The organism is Yersinia enterocolitica, from assembly GCA_002082245.2.
GTDB lineage: Bacteria > Pseudomonadota > Gammaproteobacteria > Enterobacterales > Enterobacteriaceae > Yersinia > Yersinia enterocolitica_E.
In genome coordinates, this window is record NBTC02000002.1 from 2,810,166 (window position 1) to 2,832,639 (window position 22,474).

Here is a 22,474-nt window from a genome sequence, read left to right on the forward strand (position 1 = left end):
GTTAACCCTGAAATGTAAAAAGCCCCGCAACGAAATTGCAGGGCTTACATCTATTTACAGGACGCGAAAAACTTATACAGCTTCGATGCTGATAAATTTACGGTTTTTCGGGCCTTTAACTTCGAACTTGACTTTACCGTCAGCCAAAGCAAACAGAGTATGGTCTTTACCGCAACCTACGTTGGTGCCTGCATGGAACTTAGTTCCACGTTGACGAACGATGATGCTGCCTGCCAGAACTGCTTCGCCGCCAAAACGTTTTACGCCAAGACGTTTACTTTCGGAGTCACGACCGTTACGAGTCGAGCCACCAGCCTTTTTATGTGCCATTTATCCGCTCTCCTAAATCTTAAGCGCTGATACCGGTGATTTTAACATCAGTGAACCACTGACGATGACCTTGCTGCTTACGGTAATGCTTACGACGACGGAATTTAACAATCTTAATCTTCTCGCCACGACCGTGAGCAATTACTTCAGCCTTGATCTTGCCACCATCGACTAAAGGAGCGCCGATATTGATTTCTTCACCGTTAGCAATCATCAGAACTTGGTCAAACTCAACAGTTTCACCAGTTGCGATGTCCAGCTTTTCCAGGCGAATGGTTTGACCTTCGCTTACTCGGTGTTGTTTACCACCACTTTGGAAAACCGCGTACATATAAAACTCCGCTTTCCGTGCACTCCACTTTTGTAGTCCAGAGCGCACTATAAATATTCACAATAGGGCGCGAATTCTACGCAAAAATGTAGTGAATGACAAGTATATAATCAGCCCAAGCGAAGAAAAAAAGCACAGTTTCTTACATCATGTTTATTTGATGGATTTTTCAAGTACAATCATAGTCTCAGGGAACGTCATGTAATAATGTGGGCGGTAATCTCATCGCAGTTAAAGAGAAAAACAGCTGAATATAACAATGAACCTAGAAAAGATTATCGAGTTAACCGCGCCGGATATGGCGGCAGTAAACACAACAATTCTCGACCAGTTGAACTCTGATGTTGTTCTCATCAATCAATTGGGCCATTACATTATCAGTGGTGGCGGGAAACGAATTCGCCCTATGATCGCCGTTTTGGTGGCCCGTGCGTTGCACTACCAGGGCAGTAAGCATATCACCGTCGCGGCATTGATTGAATTTATCCACACAGCGACCTTGCTGCATGATGATGTGGTCGATGAATCTGATATGCGCCGTGGTAAAGCGACGGCTAATGCGGCATTTGGTAATGCCGCCAGTGTATTGGTGGGCGACTATATCTATACGCGCTCATTCCAGATGATGACCGGCCTCGAATCACTGCGCGTTCTTACTTTGATGTCAGAAGCCACAAACGTTATTGCTGAAGGTGAAGTCTTACAGTTAATGAACTGTAATAACCCAGACATCACTGAAGAAAACTATATGCAGGTTATTTACAGCAAAACGGCTCGCTTGTTTGAGGCAGCTTCACAATCTGCGGCCGTGCTGGCGGATGCCACTGAAACGCAGGAGTTGGCGTTACAGAATTATGGCCGTTATCTGGGTACTGCATTCCAGCTAATTGATGACCTGCTCGATTACAGCTCTGATGGCACCACTTTGGGTAAGAATACCGGTGACGACCTCAATGAAGGTAAACCTACATTGCCCCTACTGCATGCCATGCGTAATGGCACCGTGGAACAAGCAGCCATGATTCGACAAGCAATTGAACAAGGCAATGGCCGCCATTTACTCGAACCCGTATTGGCTGCAATGCAGCAGTGTGGCTCACTTGACTATACCCGTCGGCGTGCAGAGGAAGAGGCCGACAAAGCCATTGCTGCGTTACAGATTCTCCCTGAAAGTGAATACCGCCTGGCTCTTGAGGGTTTAGCGCACATTGCAGTACAACGCGCCTTTTGAGAAATCATTAAGAAACCCGTGCTTTACCGCCCGGGTTTATCTTTTCTGCTATTAATCCAAACGTTTCATCAGTGTTCCTACCCCTTCCCGTAGCAAAAATGCAATAGCTCGCGAGCGCTCAGCATCAGTGAGTTGATTGTAAGCTTCAATCCATATAGCCAATGGGTCATTGCGCCGCACAACATATTCCGGGGGGGTTTCTTTCAAGCGTAAAACACACAGTACATCAGATGGTAGCCCCTCGATAGCGTATTCTACCGCCTTTCCCTGCACCCCAAGTTTACGTCTGCGTTCCCAACCTTCCTTTCTGGCTCGACCATTAACCCCTGCAGGCGTGTTAGGCAATCCGCCAATACCAATAAGCTCAGCAGCGGTAATCCATTGTTTTTTCATATCAATTCTCTATCAATGAGCTGCTGTAGCAATTTCCTGGCACAAAGTGCACATCTGGCGGGCTTAATCGATTCTCAATTGCTCGATCAGGCTTTTAGCTCCTTCACGAAAAATAAAGGTAATAATCTGCTCCCGTTCAACCTCCGTAAAACGATAGTAAGCCTCTATCCATAGGGCTAATGGGTCTTGCCGTGCTGGCGTATACTGTGCCGGCTCTTCTCTTAAATGTAATGAATTCAGTATGGTGGAAGGTAAACTTTCAACATGATACTCCACCGCCTTCCCTTGAACGCCACGACGACGGCGCTGTTCCCATCCCTCACGTTTCGCCATGAGGTTAATGCCTTGTGGTGATGAGGGTAATCCCTCAAGACCTGCCAGTTCCTTAGCGGCAAACCACTCTTTTTTCATGGTGTTGCTTCCTAATATGCGTTGTGACACAAAAAAGGAATATTTAGAAAACATTTAAAATCTTTTAGAAAATAAATGGTATGAACTTTCTAAATGGTCACTTTCTGTTCACAGTACGATTAACAATGTACTGTTATTTATATCACTAACACGTCAGCTGCTTAGAAAAAAAAAGGATTAAAGATGATTTTAAGGAAATCTGATTGGCACCCAGCAGACATCATTGCCGCACTACGTAAAAAAGGCACAACTTTAGCCGCCCTCTCTCGTGAGGCAGGGTTAAGTTCCTCGACTCTTGCCAATGCGTTAACTCGTCCTTGGCCAAAGGGGGAATGGTTGATTGCCGAATGTTTAGAGATTCATCCTTCCGAAATTTGGCCAACACGCTATTTTGATCCGAAAACAGGGGTTCTTCTTGACCGAAAAGTGAGGATACGGCCGGCTATTCTTCGGGCATAAAAAAACCGCCGATGCATAGCTTCGGCGGTTGATAATATTATCTCAGGGGCAGCTTTAAGCCCCTGCTACTACTTGTTATTGACGAACTGCTCGCCCAACTCAATATCTTTGTGCAATACATCAAGCATGCTTTCTAGCGCTTGCTGTTCAAACGCACTCAATTTGCCAATGTCTTTACGTTCAGCAACACCCTCTTTACCTAACAGGATTGGCTGAGCAAAGAAACGGGCATATTTACCGTCGCCTTCAACGTAAGAACATTCAACAACATTGCTTTCGCCTTGTAGAGCACGAACCAGAGAAAGACCAAAACGTGCCGCAGCCTGCCCCATAGATAGAGTCGCTGACCCGCCACCGGCTTTTGCTTCAACAACTTCAGTACCCGCATTCTGGATACGTTTAGTCAGGTCAGCCACTTCTTGCTCGGTAAAGCTAATGCCTGGAATTTGTGACAACAATGGCAAAATGGTAACACCAGAGTGGCCACCGATAACCGGCACTTCGATATCTTGAGGTTGCTTACCTTTCAGTTCAGCAACAAAGGTATTAGAGCGAATGGTATCCAGTGTCGTAATGCCAAATAATTTATTCTTGTCGTAAACACCGGCTTTTTTCAGTACTTCTGCGGCGATCGCTACTGTCGTGTTAACTGGGTTGGTAATGATACCGATTAATGCTTTCGGGCAAGTACGCGCGATTTGCTCAACCAGATTACGGACGATGCCAGCATTAACATTGAACAGATCTGAACGATCCATGCCCGGTTTACGTGCAACACCCGCAGAAATCAGAACAATATCGGCCCCTTTAAGGGCTGGGGTAGCATCTTCGCCGCTGAAGCCTTTAATATTAACAGCGGTCGGGATATGGCTCAGGTCAACCGCAACACCGGGAGTCACTGGCGCGATATCATATAATGAGAGGTCTGAACCTGAAGGAAGCTGGGTCTTGAGTAGAAGAGCGAGGGCCTGGCCGATACCACCAGCGGCACCGAGAACTGCAACTTTCATCCTATACTCCTTTTTATATTTAATTTAAATTTGCCGTGAATTCATCTATTTAGGCACCTTAATTTATTGTGATTTTAAACACAATCTATTAACAGTCAGATTGAGATATCACGCATCAAAAAGGCGCATAAGACGTATGCATTTTAGAGTAAATCGCTTATTCATTAATGATATAGCGCACATTATTCTAAAATTTACTGAAGTATTCATGACAGGTTAATCGGCGGTTACATTACACCCTTCCGTTACATCAGAACAACATCATTTTAATAACATTTTAGTTACTCGCGCCGAATGTTGATAAAAACTGATTTAGCATAATCGTAACAGTAAGATGATGTGAAAATTTCACCACACCTTGATATCAGTGCTTTTATCGCCAATACTCCATAGTCATGTTGAATAAAAATTCATTTATATGCATAATAATCCTATTCACTATTGACTGATCAAGGCACAGAAAATGCGTAATCCCGCAAAACAAGAAGATCTTATCAAAGCGTTTAAAGCGTTATTGAAAGAAGAGAAATTCAGTTCTCAAGGTGAGATCGTTTTGGCCTTGCAGGAAGAAGGCTTCGAAAATATCAACCAATCCAAAGTTTCACGTATGCTAACCAAATTCGGTGCGGTTAGAACGCGTAATGCCAAAATGGAGATGGTTTACTGCTTACCCGCAGAATTGGGGGTGCCAACAACCAGTAGCCCACTAAAAAATCTGGTCTTGGATGTCGATTATAATGATTCAGTCGTTGTGATTAATACCAGCCCTGGTGCGGCACAGCTGATCGCCCGCCTGCTGGATTCATTAGGTAAGGCTGAAGGGATCTTAGGCAGTATTGCTGGTGACGATACCATTTTCACAACGCCTGCCAGAGGTTTTACGGTTAAACAACTGCATGAAGCCATTCTTGGGCTATTCGAACAAGAGCTTTAATTCCACATCTTTATGTCTGATGTATATAGATGCGGCCTTCTGCGCCGCACTGTATCCCTGTCACCGTTATCCGATTAATCATACCTTCATAGCCTTTAACCAGGGCATATAACTACTGATTTCGGTCTAAACCACAAAATAATTCTGCTTATCTCTCCCTTACAGTCAAACCTACCACTGACTAACGCACTTTTAGTCAAAAACGCTTACTCAATTGAAAACATTAAGTTTTTACTTGAACGTGCTGTTTTTTAATCACTTTTTATTCCTTTTAGTTCTTAAAAAGTAGTCACTAGCGATAAAGTGACCTTAAATATTATTAGCTTGCTATTAATATTCTCAGTTACTAGATGTATACTCATTTTCGTGACGTAAATCACACTTCATGCGAAGTGATAAAGAATAAATAGAGGCAATAACATGAATATTAAAACTACCATCGCAACTGCCAGCATTCTCTCTGCACTGTCATTTGGTGTTTTTGCAGCGGATTCTATCAATGAGAGTCAGGCTGAAAAATTACAACCAATGGGCACCATTACCGTCAGTGGCCTTAACGGCGCACCATCCGATATTCGTCAGGCGCTGTCTGATAAAGCTGATGCTATGGGCGCTAAAGCTTACAAAGTGATCGAAGTGCGAGAAGAAAATAACTGGCATGCCACTGCCAAGATTTACCAGTAATTCGCAATAGATAGATCAAAAATGGCGTGAAGCCCAAATCGAAAAAATTAAATAAACAGTAAAAACAATAAACTAAAAGTACCAGAATCATTAAAAGTACTTTTGGATTGTTGAATCTGATTAAGGAAAAATCATGAAAATCAAAACTACTCTGGCAGCCCTGAGTTTACTTTCTGTTGTTGCTTTCGGCGCATCTGCTGCGGAATCAATCAATGCCGCCCAAGCAAGCAAAATGACTGATTTAGGCGCAGTCAGTGTGAGCGCGATTACCGGTGCTCCTTCTGATATTGAGCAGGCCATCGCGAAAAAAGCTGATAGTGAAGGCGCTACGGCATACAAAATCATTGGTATGCATCAAGACAATGGTTGGCACGCCACAGCTAAGATTTACAAATAAGATTAAGCGCCAGCAGTGAAAGTAAATGCCCCGCTCAGAGGGGCATACTTTCGTACCTTGATAATTTATTCAATAGACTGAAAATAAAGATAAATACTAATTTTTAGCTTATTGAATAGAGTATTGATTGCAACAAAGTATTGGCTGAAGTCAGCTCACATCCGAATAATCCCTCGTCTATCCGACGAACCCTTTACCCCCGCTATCGCGGGGGCTTTTTTTATCCGACTTAATCCTGCGATAGAGCTTATTGCTCCGCTTTTTTATCCAAAGCGCTCAGCAATTTGTTATGAATCCCACCAAAACCACCGTTACTCATCACTAGAATGTGATCGCCCAGTTGTGCTGTTTTCACGATCATATCGACTAACGCATCAATATCAGCACTCCAATGCGCAGGCTGAATACATGCTTCAGCCACCTCCACTACCTGCCAAGGGATATGCTGCGGCTGGAACAGAAACACTTCATCCGCACGACCTAATGAAGGTGCCAACTCATTTTTACATAGCCCTAATTTCATGGTGTTAGAACGTGGCTCCAAAACGGCCAGAATACGTGCAGTCCCACCCACTTTACTGCGCAGTGCCGCCAGAGTGGCAAGAATAGCGGTAGGATGATGAGCAAAATCATCATAAACCGTGACACCATGAGCTTCACCCCGCAATTCCAGCCGGCGACGAGCATTAATAAAATCACCCAGTGCCTTGCAAGCATCGGCGGGTAAAACCCCGACATGACGGGCAGCGGCAATCGCCATCAAACCGTTATGCATATTGTGTTCACCCACCAGTGACCAACTGACCTCGCCCACTAATTTATTATCAAGAAACACTTCATAAACACTGGCATCGGTCGATACTTTGCGCGCCGACCAACTGCCAGTTTCGCCGACCAACTCTTGCTCACTCCAGCAGCCCATCGCCATCACTTGCTTCAGGTGATTATCATTATCCGGCACGATGATTTTCCCTTTCCCTGGCACTAAACGTACCAGATGATGGAATTGCTTCTGGATAGCTTTCAGATCGTCAAAAATATCCGCATGATCGAACTCAAGGTTATTCATAACCAGCGTTCTTGGGCTGTAGTGAACAAACTTAGAGCGCTTATCAAAGAAGGCGCAATCATATTCATCAGCTTCAATGACAAAGAATGGGCTATTACCTAAACGTGCTGATACATCAAAATTACCCGGCACTCCGCCAATGACGAATCCCGGTTCATAACCACAGGCTTCCAGAATCCAGGTCACCATACCCGCAGTGGTGGTTTTTCCGTGTGTACCCGCCACCGCTAATACCCAACGCTCTGGCAATACATGGTCATGTAACCATTGTGGGCCGGAAACATAAGGGATGCCTTGCTCTAATACTGCTTCAACACAAGGGTTACCACGGCTCATGGCATTACCAATGATCACTAAATCCGGGGTGGGACTCAGTTGAGCTGGATCATATCCCTGAATTAAATCGATCCCTTGATTCTCCAGCAACGTGCTCATTGGTGGATACACGTTAGCATCCGCTCCTGTCACTTCATGACCTAATGAGCGGGCCAGCATTGCCAGGCCGCCCATAAAAGTGCCGCAGATACCTAATATGTGAATGCGCATAAATTTTCCGTATTAATAAGCTTCGAGTTTGTAACCATTCTACCGCTCAGAATCAAAGAGAAGAAATGGAATTGCCTATGAATCATTCTCACCTTTGGGCTACACTGCTGCCATCAGGTGTGTTGTTTGTTAATAAATCGATATTTAACCGTAGATCCAGGGATTGAGTCATGAAAACGTTAGGCGAATTCATCGTTGAGAAACAGCTAGACTTCTCTCACGCCACCGGCGAATTAACTGCATTACTTTCAGCAATCAAACTCGGCGCGAAGATTATTCATCGCGATATCAACAAAGCAGGTCTGGTTGATATTTTAGGTGCCAGCGGTGTTTCCAATATTCAGGGCGAAGACCAGATGAAACTGGACTTGTTTGCCAATGAAAAATTAAAAGCGGCCCTAAAAGCGCGTGGCGAAGTTGCCGGTATCGCCTCCGAAGAAGAAGATGATATTGTTATCTTTGATGGTGGCCGGGCAGAAAATGCCAAATATGTCGTTCTGATGGATCCGCTGGATGGTTCTTCAAATATCGATGTGAATGTATCCGTCGGTACTATTTTCTCCATCTATCGCCGCATTACCCCATTTGGTACTCCGATTACCGAAGCTGACTTCCTGCAACCTGGCACTAAACAAGTTGCCGCAGGTTATGTCGTCTACGGTTCTTCAACGATGCTGGTCTATACCACAGGTTACGGTGTCCATACTTTCACTTATGATCCGTCGCTGGGCGTTTTCTGTTTATCCGGCGAAAAAGTGCGTTATCCCGCAACCGGTTGCATGTATTCCATCAACGAAGGGAACTACATTAAATTCCCATTGGGTGTGAAGAAATACATCAAGTACTGCCAGGAGCAAGACGAAGCCACCAAGCGCCCGTATACCTCACGCTACATTGGTTCACTGGTTGCCGACTTCCATCGTAACTTGTTGAAAGGCGGTATTTATATTTACCCAAGCACCGCTAGCCACCCACAAGGGAAACTGCGTTTACTGTACGAATGCAACCCTATGGCCTTCTTGGCAGAACAAGCCGGTGGTAAGGCGACGGATGGGGTGAACCGCATTTTGGATATCGTGCCAGAGAAACTGCATCAGCGCGCACCTTTCTTTGTCGGTACCAAATCCATGGTGGAAGATGCGGAAGGTTTTATTGCCAAATTCCCGGATGAAGAAGCCAAGTAATTTGGGTAAATACAGTTAAAAAAGAGAGCAGCGGCCCCTAAGCCGCTGCTTTTTTATGCTCCAACCGCCAACTCATGATTGTGCAATTTAAACACTGCCATGCTGGCTGACAATGCATTGGCTTGCTCTTCTAATGATCGCGTCGCTGCGGCGGCCTGTTCAACCAATGCGGCGTTCTGCTGGGCAACCTGATCCATTTGCGCAATAGCTACATTCACTTGCTCAATACCGCTACTTTGTTCATAACTTGCGGCTGAGATCTCACGCATCAATGCCGTTACTCGGCTAACTTCATCTGCGATCTCATGCATGGTTTTCCCTGCCGATTCGGCCATGTCTGCGCCCTCCTTCACCCGACTTTGCGACTCAACAATCAGATCTTTGATCTCTTTCGCCGACTGCGCACTGCGTTGTGCCAGATTACGTACCTCACCCGCAACCACAGCAAAACCACGCCCCTGTTCACCGGCTCTGGCGGCCTCAACCGCAGCGTTAAGTGCCAGAATATTAGTCTGAAACGCAATGCCATCAATTACGGCAATAATATCGGAGATACGGCGCGAACTAGTGGTAATTGCCTGCATCTTATCAACCACATGACTCACGGCCTCACTGCCCTTATTGGCAATATCCGATACACTCATCGCCAAACGATTAGCCTGATCCGAGTTTTCAGCATTCATTTTTACGGTTGAGGTCAACTGCTCCATGCTGGCCGCAGTCTGTTCCAAAGAAGACGCCGACTCCTCTGTACGTTCAGCCAAATGACTGTTACCGACAGCTAATTCCCGCGAGCCAATACCAATCTGCCCACCCACATCCCGTACATTACTCACTGACGCCACCAGCGATTGCTGCATCGTCTGTAACGCCTTTGCCAATCGGGCCAATTCAGTGTTGCCCTCACTATTGATACTGTGAGTTAAATCACCAGCAGCTATATATTCCAACTGATGAATTGATTGCACCAACGGCTGCAAAATAATGTATTTGAGCGCAAACCATGCCAGTACCGCAGAGATCAACGTGATCACCCCTGCAGCTATAATGATCGTCAGTTTAATTTTGGCGGCATTGTTTGCGTTGGCGATTTGCAATTGACCAGCATCCAGTGCATAGCTGCGAAAAGCAGTGACATCATTGTTAAAGGCTTTACTAATGTCGGTAATACTCTTTTCCAATACAGCGTAATACTCGTCAGCATACCCCGCCTTGATCGCGGTCAGCATGGGTATTACGCCCTTATCAATATAATTTTTATAACTTTTCTGGATATTTATCGCCAATCCCTGCCCGTCTCCCCGGTCAGATACCGCACTGACAAAACGTGCCATCTCTTTTTGCGATAATGCTAGTGAACCTTCAGCCTGTTTTGCCGTTTGTAATGATTCCTCAATCAGACCAATTTCTAACTGATGGATCGCCAGAGCTGCTTCAGTTCTGGCGCTTAACGTGGCATTAAAGCTATTAGATAGAGACCCAGCTCCTCCCCCTGGATTTGATTTATTATTTGCAACGAGCGCGAACTTTCCTGAATTGAATTAATCCCGATAACACTGACAACTAATAAAATCAACGACATAAAGCTTAGCTGGGCAATAAGCCCATTCTTAATGGTAATCTTTTTTAACATCGGTTTTTTTCCGGTTATGTGCAAATGGTTAAGATTACAAAGCGTTAGCATTACAGCGGACGGTCTTATTGTTTGATTAAGTTATCGGCTATACAGATGTCAGCTTGAACTCTCACCGGAAAAACAGCTCAAAATAGATACATTTAGCGAATGACGGGATTTTATCTCACTGAAATGGCCCTCACTCAGGCAATCTCACCGCTATCTGACAGTGAAAAGGGCGGGAATTCACAAAAGAGTTGGCTATAATAGCCAGCACTCCATTTCTGGTTTGATAAAAGGAAACCGACATGAGCTTGAACCAAGTACCCGCAGGTAAAGACCTGCCAGAAGATATCTATGTAGTGATCGAAATCCCTGCGAATGCGGATCCGATCAAATATGAAATCGATAAAGAGACTGGCTCGCTGTTTGTAGACCGCTTCATGTCTACTGCCATGTTCTATCCATGTAACTACGGTTATATCAACAACACCCTGTCATTAGATGGCGACCCGGTTGATGTACTAGTGCCAACACCGTATCCGTTGCAACCAGGTTCCGTGATTCGTTGCCGTCCGGTTGGCGTGTTAAAAATGACTGACGAAGCGGGCGAAGATGCCAAGCTGGTTGCGGTTCCACACAGCAAACTGACCAAAGAATACGACCACGTTAAAGATGTAAATGATCTGCCAGAACTGCTGAAAGCGCAGATTAAACATTTCTTTGAACATTACAAAGACTTGGAAACAGGCAAGTGGGTGAAAGTGGATGGTTGGGAAGATGCCGCCGCAGCTAAAGCCGAGATCCTGGCCTCTTTCGAACGTGCGAAGAAGTAATTTCCCGTTTCGCATGCCAAAAAGCGCCTCTTGAGGATGCTTTAAGCGCGAAACGTAAAAACACCGCCCTGTGAGCGGTGTTTTTTTTTGCTAATAACAGCTTAATTTTATGGCTTGTCGCTCTCTTCATGGCGTTTTAGCCAGTCGCCACTGTAGATACGTGGCACACCTTCGAGCGGTAAGCGATAAAGGTATATCCACGCGCTACCATAAGGCGTCTGAATCAGCTCGCGTCGGTAATCCTTAGTATTACTTTTAAGTTCATCTAACTCATTCATAATAGATGAGTTAATCCGATAAACCTCACAATGCACAGTGCCGTCTCCGGGGATAACCGCCGGATAATGACCTAAGTTGTACATATCAAAGCCTTCAAGGTCATGTTCACCCAACCACTGGGCGTCCGTCATCCAATGACTATTACCTTGCTTGCGCCGTAAACTACCGTAGACAATAATTCGCATGGTTAGAACTCAAACTGATAAAGCACATCTAATGCCTGATCAATACCAGACACCGCTTCCAGATACAACCTTGGCATCAATCGATAACGTAATGTTAACGTCGCCAGCGAGTCAAATATACCCACACCGTATTTTACTTGCAGGTCTTTAGTGACATAACCACTTACCACGACTTGTGAGCTATCACCGACTCCCTGCGTATCTAGTGCCAGATTACTGACACCAAATGCCTCGCCGATTTTACCCACAAGTTTACCGCTCTGCGCAACCCCCATGCCAATAAGCATTGAGGTCATCATGCCACTGTCAGCCCCCGAATTACTCAACCCCTGACCACGCAACAGGTATGATAACGCCTCCTGCTGTGACATAGCCGGATCCGAGAACACTTCTAGCCGTGGAGCATCAGCCATCCCGGTAACCCGCACACCAGCAGTAACACCGTCTGCCGTAGCATCTGGATTACGTATCGCTTCAATATTGAGTAGCGGTTGATCCGGCGGGCCGGAGAACAGCAATATCCCTTTATTGACAATTAAATCCTGACCATAAGCACGGAAGCTACCCGACGGAATATTAATTTGCCCGTTCAAGCCCAGCCCGCGCTGATCCTGGATCATTTTCAAATTACCTTGCAAACGGGCTTTCAAACCAAATGCATTCAGACGCACATCATTACCTACCCGAATCACCAGATTACTGTTGATTGGAATACTGGCCGTCCGTGGGGAGATAGGTTTCAGATCGTTATTGAGCATCACCTCATCTGATGAGACACCCACCGCATTTTCCGGCACTTCCTGCACCGTTATCCGCGCCCATGGAATATCAACCGAACCATTGAGGGTGAACAACTGCGGTGTCGCTTCAAAAACAATGTCCGGTGAAACATCAATCCGTACCATTGGTGGGATCGTAACCCGCAACTTATTGCCTTTTGCGGCGATTCGGGCACGCCAGGCATTGATATCACGCCAATCGGCATCACCGGAGAGATTGAGCTGCCCTTGAGAAGTCCGAATTAACCCCTCCAATGTTGAGGTCATACCGTCGAAGTTCATCACCAGACGCCCTTCGGTAATATCAAATGGCATCCAGCTACCATCAACATCGACATTATCCAGCGCCAAACGACCAAAGACTAGCGGGCTCTTCGCATTCCCCCCTAAACGCAGATTGGCGTTTAATGTGCCAGCGGCTTTTTCACCATCACTCAGTATCGGGTTAATCATTGCCAAAGAAATATTACTGATAGCAATGTTACCGGACAAATTGCGCCGCCCTTGTGGATCAGCAACCTGAACCTGCCCGGAGAACTGGCCGTTATTCACCAGTTTAATCAACCAATCAGCCCGCACTTGCCCATTGGTTAGGCCACCATTGAGATTCAGCGTTTCAAAAGCAATCGGTAACGGGTTACCTTGCACTACTTGCTGCACTTTAACCCCATTGCCACTGAGCGATACCCGTACATCTGGCAGGTTACCACCGGCCGTCCAACTGACATCGGCCCGGCCAGTGAACACGCCACTCATGGTGGTATCCGGCCCAAGGAATGGTTTTATCATCGCTAAATCAAAGCGATTGAGAACCACACTCGCCTGCCCACTAGGGCCAGCTTCAATGGCCCGAGGAACACAAAGTTCTGCATTTGGGTTAAGCCAACAGTGGGGTCCGATGGTGACCCGCTGTAAGCTATTTTGGTAATCCAATGCCATCGCACGGCTTAAACGCCATTCACCTACCGGCGTATCGAAACGCGTGTTATTAAGCGAACCGCGCCAACGTTCTTGTTGGCGATCGAAGCTCCCATCCAGCGCCAACTGACCGGAAACTGGTTCCCCTTGTATATTCAGGCGCACCTGATGCTGTTTTTCGCTACCTCGGGCATCTAGCGTCAATAAACTTACAACCAACTCCGCTTGCTTGAGTTGCTCAACCCTAACGGCCAACTGACCCTGAATCTGATCCGTGGAGCGAACGTCGCCATCAATCTTAATCCGGTTAATGGTCAGTTCCTGCCATTGCAGGCGGCTGGCGGTGAGGTCCACTAGCAGTTGTGGTGCTGTAAGGTTGCCGCGCAATTTCAGCGCCCCTTTCATCACGCCTCCCAATCCCGGTAACGCACCATCAAGTTGTGGCGCATCCACAGTGGCATCGAGCTGCCAGGTGTCACTAAGGTTGCCTCTCACATCTAACCTATTACGGCCCAATGCCAGATTAATGCCCGGAATATGCCACTGGCCTGCCGCATTCCCTGTCAGGGAGCCACGGGCCGTCACACGGTTTTGTTTCACATTCCCGTCCAGTGCCAGCTCCGGTACTTGTAATTGCCAACTACCACCGTGGATACTGCCACGGGTGACAATTCTACCATCCAGTTTTGCTGGCCACTCCGGCCACTGCTTCGCGGTGTTAATACCCGATAAGGTTAATACCGAGTTCCAACTGATTGCTTTACTCCAATCCACTACGCCAGTCAGGTCAGTGTTACCTTGCAATGCCGCCAGACGTAAACGGGTCAGATTGAATTGCTCAACACTCCCTTTACCGTCAAGAGTGAACACTGCCGGTGGCAGGTCAGTGCCTTTAAAATCAGAACGGATCGAGAGTGCGTAATCTGTCGCCTGCCCATTGAGGCGCATTCGAAGATTATTAATTTGATATTGAGGTTCGCCACTCAACGGCCAACGCAGTTGCTTGCTTTGTAGAGTTAACGCCAGTGGCAAACCAGCCTGTGCCAGCGCAGTTTCTGCATCCAGTTGCGCGCTCACCGGGCCTGACAGATTGAGTGCCACGTTGAGTTTTTCACGCAGCGCACCACCGACAGTTAATTTTACTTTTTCGCCTTTCAACGGCTCAATGTTCAGCGCACTATTGATGACCATACTCACTGGCCACTTATCGGCCAGCGTGGCGTCACCCTGTGCTGACAGCCCACCCTGTGGCGATTTAATCTCCAGCTTATCCAGTGTTATTTGGTTTTGTTGCGTGCTGGCTTGCAGCAAAAGACTACTGATAAGTACGTCGGTATCACCTGTAAGCCGGAGTTGTTGCCCTGAGATCTCTTTAATCTGTAAATCCAGCGGCAAACGGAAGTCCGGCAATTCTGGCAGTAACGGTTTAGCAAACAGCGCTTTTAACGTTTCACCTAGCGGAGCTTCCTGCTCTGATGGCGCGGCTGCCTGTTGCTCAACCGCTTCTTTTACCGCGATAGCCGTTTCAACCGCAGGTTTAGCCGCATCCGGCACCATCGCTGGCACCGTTTTTGGTAAAGCTATCAATAACCCACTGATTTTGGTCGGCATTAGTGCCAGTGCGCGCTGTTGCCAATGTGCTCCAGTGCGGAATTCATCCAGTGAAATCGCGGTGTCATCAATAGTGACTTTGACATTATTCAGCGACAGCATACGCAATGTAATGGGGTACGGAGTACTAAGTTCCCCCATCGGTTCACTACTGGCAGGAGCAGGGGCCGCAGGCGGCATGGCGTTGGTATCCACCACCACATCAATATCTTGTGCCGTCAGGGCATTAATGCACAACTCACTGCGTTTTAGACAAGAGAGCTGTAATGAAAGATGGAACTGCCCTGCTTTAACAGTGACACCCGGCATTTGATATTGAATGCCTTTTAAGGTGAGGTCACGCCACCCCCCACTGACACTGGCGATATCCAGCCCGGGAACCCAACGTGCGGCACTGTTTATCACAAAATGTAGACCACTGGTGGTGCCCAACAAACCCGCCAAAGCCCCGACCAGCAGCAGGATAATGAGCAGAAATGCGATACTGAGTCTCTTTATCCACCTCCCTCCCTTTACCAACATCATAGTTCAGGCCCCAAACCGATATAAAATTGCACGCCACGTGCTTCGTTGTCACCAATAGGTTTGGCGATGTCTAGCTTGATCGGACCGACCGGAGAAGCCCAACGGACCCCAACCCCGGCGCCAGTTTTGAAATCGCTCTTGCGAATATCGTTAACCGCTTCACCCGAATCGACAAATACAGCCCCCCACCATCTTCCGGTAACGTTATATTGATACTCAAGCGTACCGGTTGCCAGTTTAGAGGCACCGGTTAATTTACCTTCGCTATCGCGTGGGGAAATATCACGGAATTTATAGCCACGAATACTGCGATCCCCACCGGCGAAGAAACGCAGTGACGGCGGTACCCGGTCGAAATCATTGGTTTCAATCCAGCCTAAGTTACCCCGAACGACAAAACGGTTCTTCTCACCCAAAGTCCGAATCCACACGTTTTGCGCTTGGAATATGGCGAAATCGACATCTGACCCCCATGTGGTATCAGACACATCAATAGAATAATTCTGACTATCCCCCCACACCGGCATAGCACCGCCGCGCTGACGGGTACGGCTGATGTTCACCCCCGGATACAGCAACATGGTGGTATCAGTGACACTACCTTGAGTAAAGTGATCCAAACTCCAACGCAGGTTAACTGAGCGCTTCCAACCACTGGACAAATCCCAGAAACGGGCAACGTTCAGGGTGGTGGTGTCAGATTTTGTATCATTCAGATCGGTGCGTTTGAACCCACCCTGTAACAGGTAATACTGTTCCAGCGGGTTTTTTAACAGTGGGATTCGATAGCTGAAATCCAGCGTCTGTTCGGGCGCGGAAAGTGTAGTACTGGTGGTTAGACTATGCCCGTAGGAGTTCATCCACGGCTTACGCCAACTGGCCGTCAGACGTGGACCGACATCGGTCGCATAACCGCCCCCCAATTCAACCGTATTTTCGGTACGTGGAGTGACGACCGCATCCAGTGGCAGGACTTTGGTTTTTCTCGCGTCGCGAAAATCCGGTGAAACCACCACCGAGTTAAACCAGTTAGTCGCAGCCAGACGGCGGTTCAATTCGGCCAGTTCATCAGAAGTATAAAACTCACCTTCATGAAAGGGCACCAAATTTTGCAGAAAATCCTCACGGATTTGCGAGCCTTGGAAGGCTACTTTACCAAACCGGTAGCGCTCGCCACTGTCAAAATCAATATCCCAAAAAGCTTTGCGCAACTCAGCGGCAACACCCAACTGGCTTTTGATCATATTGGCGTCAAAATAACCACGGCGTAACGCTAAGCCCGTCAGTGAACTTTTGAAATTATCAAAATCACCATGATTGAGGACTGAGCCAATTTTAGGGGTATCGCGGCGTACCAATGATAGATAATCAGGATCAGTTTTCGCCCCACCTTGCAGCACAATATCAACACCAGCAATCAAAACCGGTTCACCAGGAATCACTTTGGCAATTAAAACGGAACGTGCAGGTGCCGGGCGCGGCTGCAAATCAAAGGTGATGGTGGGGTCGTAATAACCTAACGCGCGTAGCCCCTGACGAATGGCGTCATCCACCCTTGAGCGGAAACGGCCATCGGACGTCACTTCATCCGTACCAATTGTTGATAAACGCGCCCTGACGTTTCTCTCTAAATCCCCGCTAAGACCTTCGACCTGCAACCGCACATTGGCAGCGTAGGCAAGAGGTGTGGCGAGCAATACGCACAAAAAACACAAAATAGGGTATCGTGGCACGCGTACTCCTAATTAATTTTATACCTGCCATCTTCCAAATTGCAGGTGTATTGGCAACTCTCATTACTCGACCTGACCTCTGCAAGCAGCATTTAAATCTGCTCCCAGCAGATTTGTCATCCGAATCACTTACCCTATAAGCTCATCAGGGTTCTCTCCCTTGCCGCTTTACCGCATCTTGAAACCTATTGGGTATATTTTCCTGTAAAAACGATCTGACGGACTTTTTATCACTTACGCAATCATTCCGCACTTAAAGACCGATTTAAACCTGTTATCCCTAAAACTCCACCTTAAGCCGATACATTAACGCAGAATGGCTCTTATTGTGTGCAAACTCGCAATCAGATACAACTGTCTATACCTATTCACTGTAAACATCTTGTTATTAATTTACTGTAAACTTCAAATTCACTGTAAACATTGGAGCCTATTTTGGTGCAAAATTTTGACAAAACTGCCGTCATTGATGCGGCGAATGCCTTACCCGGGCGAATCACACCAATGCCAGTCGCAACTCTCCATGTGGTGAATGGGCATTCCATGACACATATCCCTGACGGAATGGAGATCGCTATCTTCGCCATGGGTTGCTTCTGGGGGGTTGAGCGCCTGTTCTGGCAACTGCCTGGCGTCTACAGTACTGCCGCAGGTTATTGCGGTGGCTACACACCAAACCCAACCTATCATGAAGTTTGTAGTGGCCGCACAGCCCATGCAGAAGTGGTTCGTGTTGTCTTTGATCCGGCCATCATCAGCTATAAGCAACTATTGCAGATTTTCTGGGAAAATCACGATCCCGCCCAAGGAATGCGTCAAGGCGGAGATGTCGGAACACAATATCGTTCAGCCATTTACGTTTTGACACCTGAGCAGCAAGTGCAAGCTAACGAGAGCAAAGCCTTGTTCCAGCAAGCCATGGAGCAAGCGGCTGATCGCCGGTTGATTACCAGTGAAGTGGCGGTTGCACTACCGTTTTACTATGCAGAGGATGACCACCAGCAATATTTGCACAAAAATCCACATGGATATTGTAACCTTGGCGGTATTGGCGTGTGTATGCCGCCTGATTTGTAAGGTTGCCCACGCTCTTATCGCTGCGATTATCCCCAAATTGCGTAGAGTTGCAGGTTGGCAGCAAGGGAATGACAAATCGCTTGGAATGCGGTTTGAACAGCATTTATGCTAGCCCACAGGGGGATTTCAAGCATGGCCGGAGTAATGAACCTAGCTAACTCCGCTGCAACTTAAAGTAAGACGGGTTATACTATTCGGGCTGTTCACTCGGCCCGATGGCGGCTTTCTGCCGTTATCTTAAATTTAAACAGTATTTTTTAATTCAAACAAATGTATGGCCTTCCTTACGATCGCCGGCGCGATTGTCGGTACGACACGGACAGATTATGTTAAACAGTATTTTACTGATTCTTTTTTTAATTGCGGTGAGTGCCTTCTTCTCATTATCAGAGATTTCACTGGCAGCTTCGCGCAAAATTAAACTAAAACTTCTGGCAGATGAAGGCGATATCAACGCCTTGCGGGTACTTAAATTACAAGAGACTCCGGGGATTTTCTTCACTGTGGTCCAGATTGGCTTGAATGCCGTCGCCATTCTGGGGGGTATCGTCGGTGATGCTGCGTTTTCCCCCTCCTTTAAATTGGTGTTTGAACGCTTCATGTCACCAGAGCTTGCCGACCAGGTGAGTTTCATTTGCTCGTTTGTTCTGGTCACCAGTTTATTTATTCTTTTTGCCGACTTAACCCCGAAACGCATCGGTATGATTTCACCTGAAGCGGTTGCCGTTCGGATCGTCAACCCGATGCGCTTCTGTCTGATGATTTGTCGCCCACTAGTTTGGTTCTTCAATGGGATGGCGAATCTAATCTTCCGACTATTCAAGCTGCCAATGGTACGCAATGATGACATCACATCAGATGATATCTATGCCGTCGTGGAAGCAGGTGCATTAGCCGGGGTGTTACGTAAACAAGAGCATGAATTGATCGAAAACGTCTTTGAACTGGAGTCACGTACTGTTCCTTCGTCGATGACGTCACGTGAAAGTGTGATTTATTTTGATCTGCGGGAAAGCGAAGACAGCATAAAAGAGAAGATTTCGACCCACCCACACTCTAAATTCTTGGTATGTGATGGTCATATCGATCAAGTTGTGGGTTATGTCGACTCTAAAGACTTGCTGAACCGGGTATTAGGTAACCAGAGTCTGGTACTGAGCAGTGGCGTGCAAATTCGCTCAGCCCTGATTGTGCCAGACACATTGACACTCTCCGAGGCGCTGGAGAGCTTTAAAACCGCCGGTGAAGACTTTGCCGTTATCCTCAACGAATACGCCCTGGTGGTTGGTATCATTACCCTGAATGACGTGATGACCACGCTGATGGGGGATTTGGTCGGTCAGGGGCAGGAAGAGCAAATTGTTGCTCGTGATGAAAGTTCATGGCTGATTGAGGGCGGTACCCCGATTGAAGATGTAATGCGAGTGCTGCATATCGATGAGTTCCCGCAGTCTGGCAATTATGAAACCATCGGCGGCTTTATGATGTATATGCTGCGCAAAATTCCCAAACGCACGGATTTCGTCAAATATGCCGGCTACAAGTTTGAAGTAGTCGATATCGATAGCTACAAAATCGATCAGCTACTGGTGACTAAACTCAGTGACCTACCAGCCCCAATACTGCCAAAAGCCCCACACGAAAGCAGTGATGCCTAATGAAAGTTTAAATCAGTCATTATTTAAAACATTAGCGGCCCCACAATAGGGGCCGCAATTAATTCTGTTCAGACTAATGTCATACCCAAAGCAATTATGTAAGAAGGGTATCAGCCTGCAAACGCATCACCTGACGATTAACCTCTGACATCACCTCAAAGTGGCGTTTATCCCTAACTTTCGGGATTAAAATCTTACCTTTGTCAAACTCAAAAGCCCCCATATCTTTGATATATAACCTCCCTCGGAAAAGCGTTTTGACATACATCGCCACTTTAGCCGGATTGTAACGTTGGAAGATCCTCATTTTTTTACTTTCCTCCCATGACATCAATACGCTCCCTCTGGTGCCTTAGCGACCAAGATCACAGGTAACGTAATATAATTGCAGAGTAATAGACCTAGAGTATGGGCTTTAGTTCCGCTAAAACCAGTCATTGCTGCTGGATTTACACAAAATTACAGGGTCATATAGATAAAATGAGACTTAATTACAGAATAACCATCTAGTCAGTGTCAGAAATAAATACTGTAGAGAAACAGGACAGACCTCTGATCTGCACCTATTATTGGAAAACTGATGCCCAATAGGTTTCAAGATGCTGGCAAGCGGCAAACACAATCTGCCAACACAGCTGCAATTTGAAAGACTACGGGTAGACCTGCATGCAGGACTTAGTACCCGACATTACCCATAAGATCCCACAAGGACATGCCATGATAAAAAATAGCCTGCTGATACTGTCACTACTACTCACACCACTAATGGCCTGCGCTCACTCCCTACAAATCAACCAGCGGGTACCGCCGGTGGGTGTCAGCGATAAAGGCGAATTAAATTATGATAAAGCTACTGATCAGTTTAGCTACAAAAACTGGAATAGCTCGCAACTGCCCGGCAAAGTGCGGGTGATCCAACATATTGCTGGCCGCACCTCGGCAAAAGAGCTGAATGCCCCGTTAGTGGAAGCCATTAAGCACGCTAATCTGCCACACGAACATTACCAAACGACGACAATCGTCAATACTGATGACGCCATCATCGGCACGGCAGTGTTTGTGCGTAACAGCATTGAAAGTAATAAACGCGACTTTCCCTGGTCACAATTTGTGGTCGATAGCGACGGGAATGTCAAAAAGGCCTGGGGTTTAGCGGAAAAGGGCTCGGCGATTGTGGTATTGGACCCACAAGGGAATGTGAGATTTGCCAAAGATGGCGCATTGACACCGGAGGAAGTACAGCAGGTGATCGATCAATTGCACCAACTGGTGAAACAGTAATCTCCCCTTAAGGTTTGAAGCTGCAGGGAATTCGCTGCGGGCACTCACCCGAATCATATGATTCGTTTGCGTGCCACCTCCCTGCAACGCCACACTCTTTGGCTATGTGGTTAGAATAAAGACACTCTAAAGCCGGGGTTCAGGAAAGATTCACGTGGGGTATAAGAGAGTGGTTTACCCTGCCAATCGTGAACCAGTGCTCCGGCAGCAATAGCTACTGCATGCCCGGCGGCAGTATCCCATACATTAGTAGGCCCAAAGCGCGGGTACAGTTGCGCCTTCCCTTCCGCCACCAGACAAAACTTGAGTGACGAACCGACTGATACAGTCTGGTGTTCACCTAATTGCGACAAATAATCTTCCAATTCAGCATCACTGTGAGAGCGACTGACTACCACTAACGGCGGTAGTGCAGCACGCACCTGAATCTGCATGCGCCTGCCACACTCCTCTTTCCACGCCTGGCCGTTTTCAGCGCTGTACATCACTTCAGTCACTGGGGTATATACCACGCCAAGCACCGGTACTCCTTGGTCAATCAACGCGATATTAACGGTAAACTCGCCATTCCGATGTAGAAACTCTTTAGTACCGTCCAGCGGATCAACCAGCCAGTAGCGCTGCCAGTGTTGACGTACCGCCCAAACCGGCGGATCTTCTTCAGATAACAGTGGGATATCGGGAGTCAGTGCCGCCAATCCGGCTTTGATAATCTGGTGAGCGGCAAGATCAGCCGCTGTCACTGGCGAATCATCTTTCTTATGGGCCACATCAAGGGGTTTATCCCCCTGATAGACCGCCATAATCGCCACGCCTGCCTCGCGGGCCAACTGGCAAATTTGCTCTAACATCATCCACCCCTTGGTATTATGAGTCATGCCGGATACTGATAATGGCTGTTTAAATCGATAGTGATTGTTTAGGCCAATAGTGATTGTTTAGACCAATAGTGGCTCGCGCTACTCGTTCGCCATATATACAGTTTAGAACGCAAACGT

General features: G+C 47.1%; 21 protein-coding genes and 1 pseudogene. 10 read left to right on the forward strand and 12 right to left on the reverse strand.

Features of this window, described 5'->3' with window-relative positions; genetic code table 11:
- Positions 1-72: 72 nt before the first annotated feature.
- Both rpmA and rplU read right to left on the reverse strand, forming a co-directional pair.
- A complete protein-coding gene (rpmA, locus tag A6J66_014300; GenBank protein PNM25250.1) occupies positions 73-330 on the reverse strand; it encodes a 50S ribosomal protein L27 in 258 nt (85 codons plus the stop codon).
- Between the two features lie 19 nt (positions 331-349).
- Positions 350-661, reverse strand: a complete 312-nt coding sequence (gene rplU / locus A6J66_014305) for a 50S ribosomal protein L21 (protein ID PNM25251.1) — start codon at positions 659-661, stop codon at positions 350-352.
- A gap of 259 nt (positions 662-920) precedes the next feature.
- Here rplU and A6J66_014310 point away from each other — a divergent pair, with 259 nt between their 5' ends.
- Positions 921-1,892, forward strand: a complete 972-nt coding sequence (locus A6J66_014310) for an octaprenyl diphosphate synthase (GenBank protein PNM25252.1) — start codon at positions 921-923, stop codon at positions 1,890-1,892.
- 51 nt (positions 1,893-1,943) lie between these two features.
- Here the strand turns inward: A6J66_014310 and A6J66_014315 are convergent, their stop codons facing one another.
- Together A6J66_014315 and A6J66_014320 are read right to left on the reverse strand one after the other, a co-directional pair.
- Entirely contained in the window at positions 1,944-2,285 is a 342-nt protein-coding gene (locus A6J66_014315; protein PNM25253.1) for a DNA-binding protein, read from the reverse strand.
- A 63-nt stretch (positions 2,286-2,348) separates the two neighbouring features.
- The gene (locus A6J66_014320) at positions 2,349-2,750 is read right to left on the reverse strand and encodes a DNA-binding protein (protein PNM25254.1); all 402 of its coding nucleotides are present in this window, start codon (positions 2,748-2,750) and stop codon (positions 2,349-2,351) included.
- Between the two features lie 129 nt (positions 2,751-2,879).
- Here A6J66_014320 and A6J66_014325 point away from each other — a divergent pair, with 129 nt between their 5' ends.
- The gene (locus tag A6J66_014325) at positions 2,880-3,155 is read left to right on the forward strand and encodes a transcriptional regulator (protein ID PNM25255.1); all 276 of its coding nucleotides are present in this window, start codon (positions 2,880-2,882) and stop codon (positions 3,153-3,155) included.
- 68 nt (positions 3,156-3,223) lie between these two features.
- Here A6J66_014325 and A6J66_014330 read toward each other — a convergent pair whose 3' ends face one another.
- Positions 3,224-4,165, reverse strand: a complete 942-nt coding sequence (locus A6J66_014330) for a malate dehydrogenase (protein ID PNM25256.1) — start codon at positions 4,163-4,165, stop codon at positions 3,224-3,226.
- A 463-nt stretch (positions 4,166-4,628) separates the two neighbouring features.
- On the opposite strand from A6J66_014330, the gene A6J66_014335 reads away from it, so the two are divergent.
- From A6J66_014335 to A6J66_014345, 3 genes are all read left to right on the forward strand, one after another.
- Complete coding sequence (locus A6J66_014335; protein PNM25257.1) at positions 4,629-5,099, forward strand: transcriptional regulator ArgR; 471 nt, start codon at positions 4,629-4,631, stop codon at positions 5,097-5,099.
- A gap of 420 nt (positions 5,100-5,519) precedes the next feature.
- Entirely contained in the window at positions 5,520-5,783 is a 264-nt protein-coding gene (locus A6J66_014340; GenBank protein ID PNM25258.1) for a DUF1471 domain-containing protein, read from the forward strand.
- A gap of 133 nt (positions 5,784-5,916) precedes the next feature.
- Positions 5,917-6,180: a DUF1471 domain-containing protein gene (locus tag A6J66_014345; GenBank protein PNM25259.1), complete on the forward strand. Its 264-nt coding sequence runs from the start codon at positions 5,917-5,919 to the stop codon at positions 6,178-6,180.
- 247 nt (positions 6,181-6,427) lie between these two features.
- On the opposite strand, the gene mpl is transcribed toward A6J66_014345, so the two are convergent.
- Entirely contained in the window at positions 6,428-7,795 is a 1,368-nt protein-coding gene (mpl, locus tag A6J66_014350; GenBank protein PNM25260.1) for a UDP-N-acetylmuramate:L-alanyl-gamma-D-glutamyl-meso-diaminopimelate ligase, read from the reverse strand.
- Between the two features lie 170 nt (positions 7,796-7,965).
- On the opposite strand from mpl, the gene A6J66_014355 reads away from it, so the two are divergent.
- The gene (locus tag A6J66_014355; GenBank protein PNM25261.1) at positions 7,966-8,979 is read left to right on the forward strand and encodes a class 1 fructose-bisphosphatase; all 1,014 of its coding nucleotides are present in this window, start codon (positions 7,966-7,968) and stop codon (positions 8,977-8,979) included.
- Positions 8,980-9,032: 53 nt separating this feature from the next.
- On the opposite strand, the pseudogene A6J66_014360 reads toward A6J66_014355, so the two are convergent.
- Positions 9,033-10,612, reverse strand: a pseudogene (locus A6J66_014360) (methyl-accepting chemotaxis protein).
- A 290-nt stretch (positions 10,613-10,902) separates the two neighbouring features.
- On the opposite strand from A6J66_014360, the gene A6J66_014365 reads away from it, so the two are divergent.
- A complete protein-coding gene (locus tag A6J66_014365) occupies positions 10,903-11,430 on the forward strand; it encodes an inorganic diphosphatase (protein ID PNM25262.1) in 528 nt (175 codons plus the stop codon).
- Positions 11,431-11,537: 107 nt separating this feature from the next.
- Here the strand turns inward: A6J66_014365 and A6J66_014370 are convergent, their stop codons facing one another.
- Genes A6J66_014370 through A6J66_014380 form a run of 3 tightly spaced genes read right to left on the reverse strand, consistent with a single transcriptional unit; the run spans position 11,538 to position 17,460 of the window.
- A complete protein-coding gene (locus tag A6J66_014370) occupies positions 11,538-11,894 on the reverse strand; it encodes a gamma-glutamylcyclotransferase (protein PNM25263.1) in 357 nt (118 codons plus the stop codon).
- Between the two features lie 2 nt (positions 11,895-11,896).
- Positions 11,897-15,676 (reverse strand): translocation/assembly module TamB, encoded by a 3,780-nt coding sequence (locus A6J66_014375; protein ID PNM27021.1) that lies wholly within the window; start codon positions 15,674-15,676, stop codon positions 11,897-11,899.
- 47 nt (positions 15,677-15,723) lie between these two features.
- The gene (locus A6J66_014380) at positions 15,724-17,460 is read right to left on the reverse strand and encodes a hypothetical protein (GenBank protein PNM25264.1); all 1,737 of its coding nucleotides are present in this window, start codon (positions 17,458-17,460) and stop codon (positions 15,724-15,726) included.
- Between the two features lie 438 nt (positions 17,461-17,898).
- Between A6J66_014380 and A6J66_014385 the strand changes: the two genes are divergently transcribed.
- Both A6J66_014385 and A6J66_014390 read left to right on the forward strand, forming a co-directional pair.
- A complete protein-coding gene (locus A6J66_014385) occupies positions 17,899-18,537 on the forward strand; it encodes a peptide-methionine (S)-S-oxide reductase (GenBank protein PNM25265.1) in 639 nt (212 codons plus the stop codon).
- A 326-nt stretch (positions 18,538-18,863) separates the two neighbouring features.
- Positions 18,864-20,195, forward strand: a complete 1,332-nt coding sequence (locus tag A6J66_014390; GenBank protein ID PNM25266.1) for an HlyC/CorC family transporter — start codon at positions 18,864-18,866, stop codon at positions 20,193-20,195.
- A 94-nt stretch (positions 20,196-20,289) separates the two neighbouring features.
- Here A6J66_014390 and A6J66_014395 read toward each other — a convergent pair whose 3' ends face one another.
- Entirely contained in the window at positions 20,290-20,502 is a 213-nt protein-coding gene (locus A6J66_014395) for a DUF1107 domain-containing protein (protein ID PNM27022.1), read from the reverse strand.
- 410 nt (positions 20,503-20,912) lie between these two features.
- Between A6J66_014395 and A6J66_014400 the strand changes: the two genes are divergently transcribed.
- The gene (locus tag A6J66_014400; protein ID PNM25267.1) at positions 20,913-21,476 is read left to right on the forward strand and encodes a YtfJ family protein; all 564 of its coding nucleotides are present in this window, start codon (positions 20,913-20,915) and stop codon (positions 21,474-21,476) included.
- Positions 21,477-21,586: 110 nt separating this feature from the next.
- On the opposite strand, the gene A6J66_014405 is transcribed toward A6J66_014400, so the two are convergent.
- Positions 21,587-22,330 carry a 3'(2'),5'-bisphosphate nucleotidase CysQ gene (locus A6J66_014405; protein PNM25268.1) on the reverse strand — a complete coding sequence of 248 codons (744 nt, stop codon included), beginning with the start codon at positions 22,328-22,330 and terminating at the stop codon, positions 21,587-21,589.
- Between the last annotated feature and the right edge of the window lie 144 nt (positions 22,331-22,474).